The 13,595-nt window shown below is 65.0% G+C and carries 14 protein-coding genes and 1 tRNA gene; 14 read left to right on the top strand and 1 reads right to left on the bottom strand.

Going from position 1 to position 13,595, the window contains the following annotated elements; translation table 11 throughout:
* Positions 1–76 precede the first annotated feature (76 nt).
* The 4 genes from HF690_RS02300 to cgtA all read left to right on the top strand — a co-directional run bounded on the left by HF690_RS02300 (position 77) and on the right by cgtA (position 2,697).
* Positions 77–595 carry a DUF2059 domain-containing protein gene (locus HF690_RS02300; RefSeq protein WP_168608302.1) on the top strand — a complete coding sequence of 173 codons (519 nt, stop codon included), beginning with the start codon at positions 77–79 and terminating at the stop codon, positions 593–595.
* A 176-nt stretch (positions 596–771) separates the two neighbouring features.
* Positions 772–1,092, top strand: coding sequence for a 50S ribosomal protein L21 (gene rplU, locus HF690_RS02295; RefSeq protein WP_113065133.1), 321 nt, complete (start codon positions 772–774; stop codon positions 1,090–1,092).
* A 15-nt stretch (positions 1,093–1,107) separates the two neighbouring features.
* The gene (gene rpmA, locus HF690_RS02290; protein ID WP_113065132.1) at positions 1,108–1,365 is read left to right on the top strand and encodes a 50S ribosomal protein L27; all 258 of its coding nucleotides are present in this window, start codon (positions 1,108–1,110) and stop codon (positions 1,363–1,365) included.
* A gap of 246 nt (positions 1,366–1,611) precedes the next feature.
* Positions 1,612–2,697, top strand: a complete 1,086-nt coding sequence (gene cgtA, locus HF690_RS02285) for an Obg family GTPase CgtA (protein WP_113065131.1) — start codon at positions 1,612–1,614, stop codon at positions 2,695–2,697.
* Between the two features lie 98 nt (positions 2,698–2,795).
* Here the strand turns inward: cgtA and rpsT are convergent, their stop codons facing one another.
* The gene (gene rpsT / locus HF690_RS02280) at positions 2,796–3,059 is read right to left on the bottom strand and encodes a 30S ribosomal protein S20 (RefSeq protein WP_113065130.1); all 264 of its coding nucleotides are present in this window, start codon (positions 3,057–3,059) and stop codon (positions 2,796–2,798) included.
* Between the two features lie 113 nt (positions 3,060–3,172).
* Between rpsT and murJ the strand changes: the two genes are divergently transcribed.
* The 10 genes from murJ (at position 3,173) to HF690_RS02230 (ending at position 13,585) form a co-directional block, all read left to right on the top strand.
* Complete coding sequence (murJ, locus tag HF690_RS02275) at positions 3,173–4,780, top strand: murein biosynthesis integral membrane protein MurJ (RefSeq protein ID WP_168608301.1); 1,608 nt, start codon at positions 3,173–3,175, stop codon at positions 4,778–4,780.
* A 67-nt stretch (positions 4,781–4,847) separates the two neighbouring features.
* A complete protein-coding gene (locus HF690_RS02270; protein WP_168608300.1) occupies positions 4,848–5,798 on the top strand; it encodes a bifunctional riboflavin kinase/FAD synthetase in 951 nt (316 codons plus the stop codon).
* A 137-nt stretch (positions 5,799–5,935) separates the two neighbouring features.
* On the top strand, positions 5,936–8,800 hold the full coding sequence (ileS, locus tag HF690_RS02265; protein ID WP_168608299.1) for an isoleucine--tRNA ligase: 2,865 nt from the start codon (positions 5,936–5,938) through the stop codon (positions 8,798–8,800).
* Between the two features lie 79 nt (positions 8,801–8,879).
* A complete protein-coding gene (gene lspA / locus HF690_RS02260; RefSeq protein ID WP_113065126.1) occupies positions 8,880–9,380 on the top strand; it encodes a signal peptidase II in 501 nt (166 codons plus the stop codon).
* 110 nt (positions 9,381–9,490) lie between these two features.
* Complete coding sequence (gene ispH / locus HF690_RS02255; RefSeq protein ID WP_113065125.1) at positions 9,491–10,435, top strand: 4-hydroxy-3-methylbut-2-enyl diphosphate reductase; 945 nt, start codon at positions 9,491–9,493, stop codon at positions 10,433–10,435.
* A gap of 78 nt (positions 10,436–10,513) precedes the next feature.
* Positions 10,514–10,589 (top strand) — tRNA-Thr (locus HF690_RS02250).
* A gap of 221 nt (positions 10,590–10,810) precedes the next feature.
* The gene (locus tag HF690_RS02245; RefSeq protein ID WP_168608298.1) at positions 10,811–11,455 is read left to right on the top strand and encodes a pilus assembly FimT family protein; all 645 of its coding nucleotides are present in this window, start codon (positions 10,811–10,813) and stop codon (positions 11,453–11,455) included.
* Between the two features lie 59 nt (positions 11,456–11,514).
* Positions 11,515–11,937: a type IV pilus modification protein PilV gene (pilV, locus tag HF690_RS02240; protein ID WP_338042863.1), complete on the top strand. Its 423-nt coding sequence runs from the start codon at positions 11,515–11,517 to the stop codon at positions 11,935–11,937.
* Positions 11,934–12,971, top strand: a complete 1,038-nt coding sequence (locus HF690_RS02235; RefSeq protein ID WP_425495897.1) for a prepilin-type N-terminal cleavage/methylation domain-containing protein — start codon at positions 11,934–11,936, stop codon at positions 12,969–12,971. The genes pilV and HF690_RS02235 overlap by 4 nt, the downstream gene beginning before the upstream one ends.
* A 2-nt stretch (positions 12,972–12,973) precedes the next feature.
* A complete protein-coding gene (locus HF690_RS02230) occupies positions 12,974–13,585 on the top strand; it encodes a pilus assembly PilX family protein (protein ID WP_168608296.1) in 612 nt (203 codons plus the stop codon).
* Positions 13,586–13,595: the final 10 nt, after the last annotated feature.

The following is a 13,595-nucleotide window of genomic DNA, read 5'->3' as shown; positions in this document are numbered from 1 at the left end:
AACCGCTACTATATCAACGCGATGTTGTCGCACGTTCTGCGACGATGCAGCCGAATTCACTCAATGGAGAGACCGCATGAAAGCCTTTTCCGCGTCCGGCATGGCCGCCGCCCTGATCCTTTCCCTCGCGACGGCCGGCGTGGCCCAGGCCCAGCCCAAGCAGGCCACGGCCGCGCAGGTGCGCCAGCTGCTGGAAGTCACCGGCAGCGGCAAGATGATGCACGGCATGATGGAGCAGATGAACAGCCGCATGGCCTCGTTCATGGAACAGGCGCTGCCCTGCGTGCCGGCCAGCTACTGGCAGGATTTTGCCGGTCCGAAGGCCGAGCAGGACATGATCAACAAGCTGGTGCCGGTCTACCAGAAGCACTTCACGCAGCGCGACATGACCGGGCTGCTGAAGTTCTACCGCACCCCGCTGGGCCAGAAGGTCATCCACGAGATGCCCGAGACCATGCGCGAATCCATGCAGATCGGCCAGTCCTGGGGCAAGAATCGCATGCAGGCGATGGTCGCCCAGCTGAAGAAGGACGGCACCATCTCCGCCGACGGCAAGTGCCCGGCGACCAAGCCGGACGCCAAGACCGGCAAGTGACCCGCGGCGTCGTCCGTCGTCCCTGGGCGGCGGACGACATGCCCACGGGAATCAGGGGCTTGCGCGCGAATGTGGTGAAACGCTAGAATCGCGGGTTCGCGCAAGACGCGAAACCAACCAAACGGGGCAAAGCGATCCGCGAGACCCCGGAAGAAAAACTACAGAAGGATCCCATCATGTACGCAGTCATCAAGACCGGCGGCAAGCAGTACCGCGTGATGCAGGGCGAATACCTGCGCGTGGAGAAGCTCGACGCCGAAGTGGACAGCACCATCGAATTCGACCAGGTCCTGCTGGTCGGCGAAGGCGAGAACGTGACGGTCGGCGCGCCGGTCATCGACGGCGCCAAGGTCAGCGCGAAGGTTCTTTCGCACGGCCGTGGCAAGAAGGTCCGCATCATCAAGTTCCGCCGCCGCAAGCACCACATGAAGCAGCAGGGCCACCGTCAGTATTACACCGAAATCGAGATCACCGGCATCGCCGGCGGCTCGAAGTAAGAGGAGTCAGACACCATGGCACATAAAAAGGGCGTAGGTTCCAGCCGTAACGGCCGCGACTCCAACCCGAAATACCTGGGCGTGAAGATCTACGGCGGCCAGGCAGTCGAGGCCGGAAACATCATCGTGCGTCAGCGTGGCACCAAGTTCCACGCCGGCACCGGCGTCGGCCTGGGCCGCGACCACACGCTGTTCGCGCTGGTCGACGGCAAGGTCGAGTTCAAGACCCGCGGCGAGAAGAATCGCAAGTTCGTGAGCGTCGTCCAGGGCTGATTGCCCGGACATCGCCATCGACGCGACAGAGCCCCGCCATGCGCGGGGCTTTTGTTTGCAGGTCCTGCGAAGAGCATGAGTGGCGGGGAGTCGGCGAGACCGGCTTCGCGAGCACCGGCTTCCGAACAGTTCCGCGGTCCCGATGTGTTCGCGTCACGTGTGCCCTATGATCGAAGCTTGTGCATTCGGTTCCGTGGCGCATGCCCGCGGATTCCCCTTTCCCGATTGAGCATTCCCAGCCGTCCAATGAAATTCGTCGATGAAGTCAAAATTCGGGTCAAGGCCGGCAACGGCGGCAACGGCTGCGTCAGCTTCCGCCGGGAGAAATACATTCCCTTCGGCGGTCCAGACGGCGGCGATGGCGGCCGTGGCGGCTCGGTGTGGCTGGAGGCCGATGAAGGCCTGAACACGCTGATCGACTTCCGCCATCAGCGCGTGTTCAAGGCGCCGCGCGGCCAGGACGGCATGGGCAGCCAGATGTACGGCAAGGGCGGCGAGGACATCGTCGTGCGTGTGCCGGTCGGCACCGTCGTCACCAACGTCGAGACCGACGAGGTCATCGGCGATCTGACCACGCACGAGCAGCGCCTGCTGGTCGCGCAGGGTGGCAAGGGCGGCCTCGGCAACATGCATTTCAAGAGCTCGGTCAACCGGGCGCCGCGGCAGTCCACGCCGGGAACCGTGGGTGACGAGCGCGAGCTGAAGATGGAGCTGAAGTTGCTGGCCGACGTCGGCCTGCTGGGCTTCCCCAATGCCGGCAAGTCGACCTTCATTCGCGCCGTCTCCGCGGCGACGCCGCGCGTGGCCGACTACCCGTTCACGACCCTGCATCCCGGACTGGGTGTGGTGCGCGTCGAGGCTGACCGCAGCTTCGTGGTGGCTGACATTCCCGGCCTGATCGAGGGCGCGGCCGAGGGTGCGGGGCTGGGCATGCAGTTCCTGCGTCACGTGGCGCGCACGAGCCTGCTGCTGCATCTGGTCGACATGGCGCCGATGGATGGCAGCGACCCGGTGGAGCAGGTGCGCGCCATCGAGGCCGAGCTGGAGCAGTTCGATCCCGAGTTGCTGCAGCGCCCGCGCTGGCTGGTACTGAACAAGGCCGACCTGTTGCCGGAGGACGAGCGCGCGGCCCGCGCGCAGGAGATCGTCGATGCGCTGGGCTGGACGCAGCCGTGGTTCCTGATTTCCGCCGTGGGTCGCGAAGGCACGCGTGAGGTCTGCCTGCAGGCGCAGCGCTTTTTCGATGCGCGGCGCGAGCAGGAGCGCGAGGCCGCCGAGGCGCGCGATGATGTGCGCATGCGCGGCGAGGGTGGTGCGGAGCCGCGTTCGTGAGCCTGGTTTCGGTGCGTGGTCGTCAGATTCTGCCCGTGCGCCGGGCAACAAAAAAGCCGGCGCAAGCCGGCTTTTTCGCACGCGTGCTGAAGGCTGAATCAGCCCAGAGCGTGGATCTTCGCGTTCAGGCGGCTCTTGTGGCGAGCGGCCTTGTTCTTGTGGATCAGGCCACGCGAGGCGTAGCGATCCAGCAGCGGCGCGGCGTTCTGGAACGCTTCGGTCGCAGCCGCCTTGTCGTTGGCTTCGATCGCCTTGACGACCTTCTTCAGGGCAGTGCGCATCATGGAGCGCGCGCTGGCGTTGCGCATACGCGACTGCTCGGACTGACGCGCGCGCTTCTTTGCGGACTTGATGTTGGCCAAGGGATGACTCCGAATCTGTTGGCGTGGAAAAAGACGCTAATTATGGGGCGAGATTATAGTGCCGTCAATGGCTTGGTGGCTACTTCCGTGTGCGCGGCAGGGGAGCTGCGGGCATGAAAAAGCATAGTCTGTTGCGTGGCGTGCTCTCGTTCAGCAGCGTGACCATGCTGTCACGCGTATTCGGCCTGATCCGCGACATCGCCATCAACACGGCTTTCGGCGCCAATGCGGCCACGGATGCGTTCTGGGTGGCGTTCCGCATTCCCAATTTCATGCGCCGGCTGTTCGCCGAAGGCTCGTTCTCGACGGCCTTCGTGCCGGTGTTCACCGAAATCAAGGAAACCCGTTCGCACGAGGATCTGAAGGCCCTTGTTCGGCGCGTGTCGGGCACGCTGGGCGGCGTGCTGTTGGTGGTGACCGCGCTGGGCATGTTCTTCGCGCCGCAGGTGGCCGCGCTGTTCGCGCCGGGTTCGATCGACCAGCCGCACAAGCTGGACCTGACCATCGATCTGCTGCGGCTGACGTTTCCGTTCCTGTGGTTCGTGTCGATGACAGCCATGGTGGCGGGCGCGCTGAACAGCTTCGACCGGTTCGCCATGCCGGCCTTCGCGCCGGTGCTGCTGAATCTGTGCATGATCGCCGGTGCGGTGTGGCTGGCGCCGCGGTTGCAGGTGCCGATCATGGCGATGGGCTGGGCGGTGATGGCCGGCGGCGTGGTCCAGTTGGCGTTCCTGGTGCCCTCGCTGCGCCGGATCGGTCTGCTGGTGCGGCCACGTTGGGGCTGGGGGCATCCCGACGTGCGCAAGATCATGCGGCTGATGCTGCCGACGCTGTTCAGCTCGTCGATCTACCAGGTCAATCTGCTGCTGGACACGGTGATCGCCTCGTTTCTGCTGACCGGCTCGCAGAGCTGGCTGTCGCTGTCCACGCGCTTCCTGGAGCTGCCGCTGGGTGTGTTCGGCGTGGCGCTGGGAACGGTGATCCTGCCGGCGCTTTCGCGTCATTTCGTCGACAAGGACGGCGATGGCTACTCGCGCTCGCTGGACTGGGGGCTGCGCATCGCCCTGCTGATTGCGCTCCCTGCGATGCTGGCCTTGCTGTTGCTGGCCATGCCGCTGATCGCGACGCTGTTCCAGCACGGCAAGTTCAACGCCTTCGACACCCACATGGCGACGCTGTCGATCATGGCCTTCGTGTCCGGACTGCCGGCGTTCGCGCTGGTCAAGGTGATGCTGCCGGCGTTCTATTCGCGCCAGGACACGCGCACGCCGATGCGCATCAGTGTGGTGGTGCTGGTCGCCAACATGGCGTTCGCGTTGACGTTCATTGCCGTGCTGTACCAGTGGTGGGCGCCGGCGAGCCTGAAGCAGGGCAGCTGGCTCGACGGCATCGCGCAGGTGCCGGGCCTGCACATGGCGCTGGGTATCGCCAGTGCGTTGTCGAGCTACATCCAGCTGGCGCTGCTCTGGCGCGGCTTGCGTCGCGCAGGGGTTTTCCAGCGTCAGCCGGGCTGGCTGCGGCATCTGGGGCGCGTGGTGTTCGCCTGCGCGGTCATGGGAGTGGTGTTGTGGCTGGGGCGCGAACACTGGGCCGGGTGGACGACTGAGTCGTCCTGGATGCGTATCTGGCATCTGGCGGCGCTGGTCGCGGCGGGCGCGGCGGCCTACGCGGGAAGCCTGTTCGTGGCGGGCTTCCGTCTTCGCGACCTGCGCGGTGCATGAGGGGCGAATCATTTCCGGGCGCGGTTCCGGCATGCGCCGGGCTGGACAGGGCCGCTATACTGGCTCGATGACTGAGCTTCACCGGGATGTCGCCGGGCCGTGCGTGGCCCCGGGCGGCAGTGTCGTCACCGTTGGCGCGTTCGACGGGCTGCATCGCGGCCATCGCGCGCTGCTCGCGCGCGTGCGCGAGCGTGCGGACGTGCTCGGCGTGGAGGCCGTGGCGATCAGCTTCGAGCCGTTGCCGCGCGCGTTCTTCTCGCCCGAGCCGGTGCCGCGCCTGGCCTCGATGCGCGAGAAGCTGGAGGGGCTGCGGGATGCGGGCATGGATCGCGTGCTGCTGCTGCGCTTCAACCGGGCGTTGACGGCGATGCCGGCCGAGCAGTTCGTGCGGGACGTGCTGGTGCGGCGCGTGGCCGCGCGCGAAGTCTGGGTCGGCGGCGATTTCCGCTTCGGACACAAGCGCGGCGGCGATTTCGCGCTGCTCGAGCGCATGGGTGCGGAGCACGGCTTTGCGGCGCGGGCCATGCCGGTGCAGCAGATCGACGGCCTGCAGGTCTCTTCGAGCGCGATTCGCAAGGCGCTGGCGGACGGCGACTTTGCCCACGCCGGGCGACTTCTGGGTCGCCCGTTCGCGATGAGCGGGCATGTGGTCGAGGGCGAGAAGCTGGGCCGCACGCTCGGATATCCGACGGCGAACGTGCCGCTGGGCCGGCGTGTGACGCCGTTGCAGGGCATCTTCGCGGTTCGCGTGGATCTGCCCGATGGCCGCTCCGGCTTGCCGGGCGTGGCCAGCCTGGGCGTGCGGCCGACTGTGAATCGTCTGCCGCAACCGTTGCTGGAAGCGCATCTGTTCGACTTCGACGAGGAGATCTACGGGCATCGCATCCGAGTCGAGTTCGTGACGCACCTGCGCGACGAGGAGAAGTTCGACGACCTCGATGCGCTGGTCGTGCAGATGGATCGCGACGCCGCCGCGGCACGTGCCGCGCTCGGCATCGCGCCGGTCGAAGGAGCCTGAAACCCACGATCGGGCTTGCCTTGCGCTGGCGCGTCGTCAAAGATGCCGTTTCGTTTATTCCACATTGTCCGTTGTCGACGATGCAGGAATCTGCCCTGATTGAACACAAATCACACCGACCCGGATTCGAGTTGTCGATGAGCAAGGACTACAAGAGCACCATCCATCTGCCGCAGACGGACTTCCCGATGCGCGGCAACCTGCCCAAGCGCGAGCCGGCCTGGCTGGACGAATGGGCGAAGGTCGACCGCTACGCGCAGATCCAGCAGCACACCGCGGATCGCAAGCGCGTGTTCGTGCTGCACGACGGCCCGCCGTACGCCAACGGCGCGATTCACATCGGTCACGCCGTCAACAAGGTGCTCAAGGACATTGTGGTCAAGTCGCATCTGCTGGCCGGCTACCGAGCGCCGTACGTGCCGGGCTGGGACTGCCACGGCCTGCCCATCGAGATCGCGGTCGAGAAGAAGCACGGCAAGCCGGGCGACAAGCTCGATGCCGCCGCCTTCCGCCAGAAGTGCCGCGAGTACGCGGCCGAGCAGGTCGATCAGCAGCGCGAGGGCTTCAAGCGTCTGGGTGTGCTGGGCGACTGGGACAAGCCGTACCGCAGCATGGACTTCCGCTTCGAGGCGGACATGTTGCGCGCGCTGGCGCGCATCTACGGCAACGATCACGTGGTGCGCGGCTTCAAGCCGGTGCACTGGTGCTTCGACTGTGGCTCGGCACTGGCCGAGGCCGAGATCGAATACGCCGACAAGCGCTCGCCGGCCATCGACGTGGCCTACGATGCGCTGGACCCGAAGGGCTTCGCTGCGCTGTTCGGCGTCGAATCGGGCGATGCCATCGTCGCCATGCCGATCTGGACCACCACGCCGTGGACGCTGCCGGCCAGTCTGGCGGTCAGCGTCGGTCCCGAGCTGGACTACGTGCTGATCGAGGGCGTGGCTCGTGACGGCCGTCGCGTGCTGCTGGCCGTCGCCGAGGCGCTGGCCGAATCGGTCGCGACCCGCTACGGCGTCGAGTCTGTGACGATCCTCGGCCGGGCGAACGGCGCGCAACTGGAGAATCAGCTGCTGGCGCATCCGTTCTACGAGCGCGAGATCCCCGTCATCCTCGGCGACCATGTGTCGGCCGAGGACGGCACCGGTGCGGTGCATACCGCCCCCGGCCACGGTGCCGACGACTTCAGCGTCTCGCGCCGCTACGGTCTGGTCGACCGCTACCCGGCCAACGTGCTGAACCCGGTCGACGCGCGCGGCGTGTACCTGCCGGGCACGCCGTTGTTCGAGGGGCAGCACATCTGGAAGGCCAATGCGGGCATCGTCGAGCTGCTGCGCGAACGCGGCAAGCTGCTGGCCTTCGTCGAGATCGAGCACAGCTATCCGCATTGCTGGCGGCACAAGACGCCCGTGGCGTTCCGTGCCACGCCGCAGTGGTTCATCAGCATGGACAAGGAAGGTCTGCGCGACACCGCGCTGACCGCCATCAAGGGCGTGCGCTGGGTGCCGTCCTGGGGTCAGGAGCGCATCGCCGGCATGGTCGAGGGCCGTCCCGACTGGTGCATCTCGCGCCAGCGCACCTGGGGCGTGCCGATCGCCCTGTTCGTGCACAAGCAGACGCAGGAACCGCATCCGGACAGCATCGAACTGCTGGAGCAGGTCGCGCAGCGTGTCGAAAAGGACGGCATCGACATGTGGGATACGCTCGATCCGGTCGAGTTGCTGGGCGACGAGGCGAGCGAGTACGAGAAAGTCACGGACGTGCTCGACGTGTGGTTCGATTCCGGCGTCACCCACGCCTGCGTGATCGACCAGCGGCCCGAGTTGCAGGCCGGCGATGCCGAGGAATACCGCGTCATGTATCTGGAAGGCTCGGATCAGCATCGCGGCTGGTTCCAGTCCTCGCTGCTGACCTCGGCGGCGATGCACGGTCGTGCGCCGTACGACTTGGTGCTCACGCACGGTTTCACGGTCGACCAGAACGGCCGCAAGATGTCCAAATCGCAGAGGAACGTTGTGGCGCCGCAGAAGGTGTCTGACTCGCTCGGCGCCGACATCCTGCGCCTGTGGGTGGCCGCGGCCGACTACCGCAACGAGATGGCCGTCTCCGACGAGATCTTCAAGCGCGTCGCCGACAGCTACCGCCGTATCCGCAACACCTGCCGCTTCCTGCTCGGCAACCTGGCCGGCTTCGATCCGAAGCACGATCTGCTGCCGGTGACGCAGTGCCTGCCGCTGGATCAATGGGCGCTGCAGGTGGCGCACGACGTGCAGCAGGCCGTGACCGGCGCCTACGAGCGCTGCGATTTCCCGGAGATCGTGCAGCGCGTGCAGAACTTCTGCACCAACGAGATGGGCGCGTTGTACCTGGACATGACCAAGGACCGCCTGTACACCATGCAGGCCGACAGCCTGGGCCGCCGTTCGGCGCAGAGTGCGATGTACCGCATCCTCGAGGCGCTGGTGCGCTGGCTGGCACCGGTACTCAGCTTCACGGCCGAGGAAGTGTGGCAGCACATGCCGGGCGAGCGCGGCGAGAGCGTGCTGTTCGAGACCTGGTACGACGGACTGGAAGCAGAGCAGGGCAGTGCCGAACAGCGCTGCTTCTGGAGCGACCTGCTGGATATTCGCGAGACCGCCTCGCGCGTGCTCGAAGGCATGCGCAAGGCCGGTGACATCGGCGCTTCGCTGCAGGCCGAGATCACGCTGTATCTGGATGCCGATCTACTGGATCGCTACGCGGACATGGCCAAGGAGCTGCGTTTCTTCTTCATCACCTCGGATGTCAAGCTGGCGGCGCTGGATGCGCGCGGCGAGGACGCCGTGCGCGTGGAGCTGGACGAGGGCGAAGCCTGGGTGTCTGCGACGCCGAGCACGGCCGCGAAGTGCGTGCGCTGCTGGCACCACCGCGAGGACGTCGGCAGCCACGCGGAGCATCCGGAATTGTGCGGGCGCTGCGTGCAGAACGTGGATGCCGGTGGCGAGGAACGGCGCTGGTTCTGACCAGTGCACGAAGTGAACGGATGAAACGATGCGGGCGCGCAGTGCGTGCCCGTGACGCAAGGACCATGCAGGACAGGCGATGAGCAAACTGCCCAAACCCAATGCGCTGAGCTGGCTGTGGCTGACCGCCGCGGTCATCGTGCTCGACCAGCTGAGCAAGTACTGGGTGCTTTCCAGCATCCATCCCGGCCAGCAGGTGCCGGTGATTTCCGGGTTCTGGTACTGGACGCTGGCCTTCAACAAGGGGGCGGCCTTCAGCTTCCTGGCCGACGGTAGCGGCTGGCAGCGCTGGTTCTTCACCGGGCTGGCGCTGGTCATCAGTGCCGTGCTGGCGGTGTGGATGGCGCGCACGCCGCGCCGCGACTGGCGCACGGCGCTGCCGCTGGCATTGATCATCGGCGGGGCGCTGGGGAACCTCATCGACCGTCTGCATGCCGGGCAGGTGACGGATTTCGTGCTGCTGTACTTCGGGCGCTGGGCCTATCCCGCGTTCAATCTGGCCGATTCGTCGATCTTCGTCGGGGCGGTGCTGCTGATCGGTTTCGGTATGTTCGGCGGTCCCGCGCACCGCTCCAAATAGTCCGCGAGACTGAACGGCGGCACCCGGCTACCGCTGTGGCTGCAGTACACTAGGGCATGCCCGTTCCGGTGTGTGCGGCGTCAATCGGCCATCACGATCCAGGTTGTTTCATGGACATTCTTCTCGCCAATCCTCGCGGCTTCTGCGCCGGCGTGGACCGTGCCATCGCCATCGTCGAACGCGCGCTGGAATCCTACGGCGCGCCGATCTACGTGCGTCACGAAGTGGTGCACAACCGCTACGTGGTCGACAACCTCAAGCGTAAGGGCGCGGTGTTCGTCGACGAGCTGCACGAAGTGCCGGACGACGCCACGGTGATCTTCAGCGCGCACGGCGTGTCCAAGGCCGTGCGCGAGGAGGCCGATGCGCGCAAGCTGAAGGTGTTCGACGCGACCTGTCCGCTGGTCACCAAGGTGCACATGGAGGTCGCGCGGCTGGGGCGGCAGGGGCGCAGCGTGGTGCTGATCGGTCACGCCGGTCATCCCGAGGTCGAGGGCACCATGGGGCAGTGGAATCCGGCCAACACGGGCGAGATCCTGCTGGTGGAATCGGTCGGCGATGTGCAGGCGCTGGCGCCGAAGACTCCTGGGAACCTGGCCTACGTCACGCAGACGACGCTGTCGGTCGACGACACCAAGGCGATCATCGCCGCCCTGCGCGAGCGCTTCCCCGACATCGAGGGGCCGCGCAAGGACGACATCTGCTACGCCACGCAGAATCGACAGGATGCGGTCCGTCGGCTGGCCGACGCCGTCGATGTGATGTTGGTGGTGGGATCGGTCAACAGCTCCAATTCCAATCGCCTGCGCGAGCTGGCCCAGAAGGAGGGCACGCCCTCGTACCTGATCGACGGCGCGGAGCACATCGAGCTGTCCTGGCTCGAGGGTGTCTCGCGCGTCGGGGTCACTGCCGGCGCCTCGGCACCCGAGAATCTGGTACAGGAAGTCATCGCCTGGCTGCGTTCGCACGGCGGCGACAGCGTGCAGGAACTGGACGGTGAGCCGGAGAGCATCACGTTCGCGCTGCCGCGCGAACTGCGCCAGATCAGCGCATAGCAAGAAAACAGGTGGATTCGTGCGATTCCGGCTTGCGTCATCGCGCCGGTCCGCCTAGAATTTCGCCTCTTTGCCGCTGCCGTTGTAGCTCAGTTGGTAGAGCAACTGATTCGTAATCAGTAGGTCGGAGGTTCGACTCCTCTCAACGGCACCATCTTTGCAGCAGACGGACGCTCCCCCCCGGGGCGTCCGTTTTTGTTTTCAGGGTGTCGTGGCGTGCCGCCGATGGCGCTGTCGGTGTGACTTGCGCCACAGCTTTATGGCCTCGAGCCGCCGCTGATCGGGAAATCGCTACCATTCGTCCGTTTCCAACTGGCAATTCCGTACCCGCCGCTTATGCTGTATGCGGGGTATATCTGTCAGGGGTTCGGATCCATGATCCATTCGATTACGTCATGCCAGGAGCGCCGCACTCGAGAAGTGCAGCCGACGGTTCCTGTCGCGGTGTCCTACCGTCATGACGGTTCGTGCGCGCGTGCGCGGGGCTTCACTCTGGTGGAGCTGATGATCACCGTGGCCGTCGCCGCTGTGCTGGTTGCGATTGCGATCCCCAGCTTCAAGTCGATCACGCTCTCCAATCGCATGACGACGGTCGCCAACGATATGGTGGATGCCATCAACACGGCGAAGTTGGAGGCGGTCAAGCGCAACAATTTCGCGCAGTTCTGCAGCAATGTGGCGGCGAACAACGGCTCCGACACGCTGGGTTCCGCGTGCGGGACCATGACGGGCGCGGCGGTTCTCCTGCAAGACCCGAATGCCTCCAGTGCCAGCGACAAGACGTTCCTGGCGCACGCCGAGAACACGCAGATCTCGGGGCCACTGAAACTCAACGGCGACATCAAGGCCGTGCGTTTCGACGGCCAGGGCATCGGCCACGCCATCGGCAGCACGGCGCCGATGAACGACACCCTGGTCGACATCTGCACCGACCAGCTCAGTTCGAACAACCATCGCGTGATCCAGATCGTGACGGGTTCGATCATCACGACGACCACTACTACGGGGACTTGCCCGTGATGAAGCGTTCACTTCCCATTTTCGCCCACCGCAGCAAGTCGGCTTCCGTCCAGGGCGGCGTGGGCCTGATCGAGGTCATGATCGCCGTACTGGTGCTGTCGATCGGCTTTCTTGGTGTTGGCGCGCTGCTGGCCATGTCGTTGTCGACCAACAACAGCGCGATGGCGCGAAGCATGGCGACGGTCAACAGCTACTCGATCCTCGACGCGATGCGCGCCGACCTGACCAACGCCAAGGCCGGCAACTACAACACGACCGTGATTGCGAATGCCTGTCCTTCCGCGAGCGGCTCGCTGGCGGCTTTCCAGTTGAATGCATGGTGCGCCCAGCTCGGCCACGACATGGGCGCCGAAGCAACCACCAAGGGCACCGTCAATTGCGACAATGTCGGCGAGTGCACGATCACGATCGAATTCGACGACAGCCGTGCCGGCGTGGGTGGCGGCAAGAAGCAGCAGGTCATCACGAAGGCGATTCTATGAACATGCACACATCGAACATGCCTGCCCGCAAGACGTCTTTCGCTCGTGCGAGCGGGCGCGAGCGGGGGTTCAGTCTGGTCGAGCTGATGATCGCGATGGTGCTCGGTCTGGTCGTCATCGCGGGCGCCGGTAGTGTGTTTCTGGCCAGCTCACGGACGTACCAGACGAACCAGGCGCTGAGCGATGTGCAGACCAATGCGCGCGTGGCCTTCGAGCTGCTGGCGCGCGACATCCGCAATGCCGGTCAGACGGCGTGCAACAACAATGGCCGTGTCGCCAATGTGCTGAATGACAAGAGCACGGATTGGTTCGCCAACTGGGGCAATGCTCTGCGCGGCTACGATCCCAACACGGTGGACCCGGCCGTGACTACGGGCACGGCGGTCCAGCAGCGTGTCGCCAGCACGTCCTCGCTGCAGATTCTGGGGTCTGGCTCGACGGGATTGAGCGTGGCCAGTCACAACCCCACGTCCGCGCAGTTCAAGCTCAATAACGCCACGTCGGACCTGAAAACGGGCGATGTCATCATCGTCTGTGATCCGGACCATGCGGCGATCACGCAGATCACCAATTACAACGACTCGAACGTGACCCTTGTTCACAATACCGGCACGGGTTCACCGGGGAACTGTTCGAAGGGATTGGGTTTCCCGACGACCTGTACGGCCAACGGCAACAGCTATGCGTTCCCGCCCAACTCGGTCATTGCCAAGCTGGTCGCATCGGACTGGTACATCGGCAACAACCCGGAAGGAGGGCATTCGCTCTACTACATGCGGATGACCAATGTTTCCGGTACACCCACTGGACAACCTCAGGAAATGGTCCGCAATGTCGACGACATGCAGATCACGTTCCATCAGCCGCCGAACAGCGATTTTGTCAACGCAGCATCCGTGACCAATTGGTCCATGGTCGATGCGGTTCGGGTGCACTTGAAGCTTGAAAGCACCGACCAGCGGGCAGGCGTCGACACCAAGGCGCTCACACGCGAATTCACTTCGACCACCACCGTACGCAATCGGGTGAAATGATCATGCATGTTCAGTCTCTCCCTATTCTTCGTGGGCGCCGCGCACCGGGTTTCGCCCAGGAGCGCCAGCGCGGCGTCGCCTTGGTTATCGCGCTGCTGCTGCTGGTAGTGATCACCCTGGTCGGTTTCTCGGCCGTGCGCGGCACCATCGTGCAGCAGAAGCTGGCCTCGAACATGTACGACCGCCAGGTGGCCTTCCAGAATGCGGAGGCGGCCATGCGCGCCGCCGCGGATCTCATTTCCTCGAATCCCGCCTTGATCGCCCGCAACTGCCAGGCGGGCGGCGTCATCTGTCTGACCAATCCCTTCGACGACCCGAACCTGCCCAGCGGTTCGATCCACACGGTGCAGACTGGAACAACGGCAGGCAAGTACACCGCAGCGAGCATGGCGTCCGGACAACCGCAGTACGTGATCGAGAACATGGGCAACTGGGCGGATGCCAGTACCAATACAGGGTTCAACCAGACCGCCAACGCGCACAACTACGGAGCGCAGGGCGTGTCGGCCACGTCGGTGTTCTATCGCGTCACGGCGCGCAGCGGCGACCCGAGTCTGAGCGCGACCAAGAACCGCGCGATCGTCACTCTTCAGGCCGTCATCAAGAAAGGCTGAGCGGAATAGG

The sequence above is a fragment of the Oleiagrimonas citrea genome (genome assembly GCF_012395255.1).
Classification (GTDB): domain Bacteria; phylum Pseudomonadota; class Gammaproteobacteria; order Xanthomonadales; family Rhodanobacteraceae; genus Oleiagrimonas; species Oleiagrimonas citrea.
Note: the sequence above shows the minus strand (reverse complement) of the source record. Positions and strands in the feature narration are given on the sequence as shown.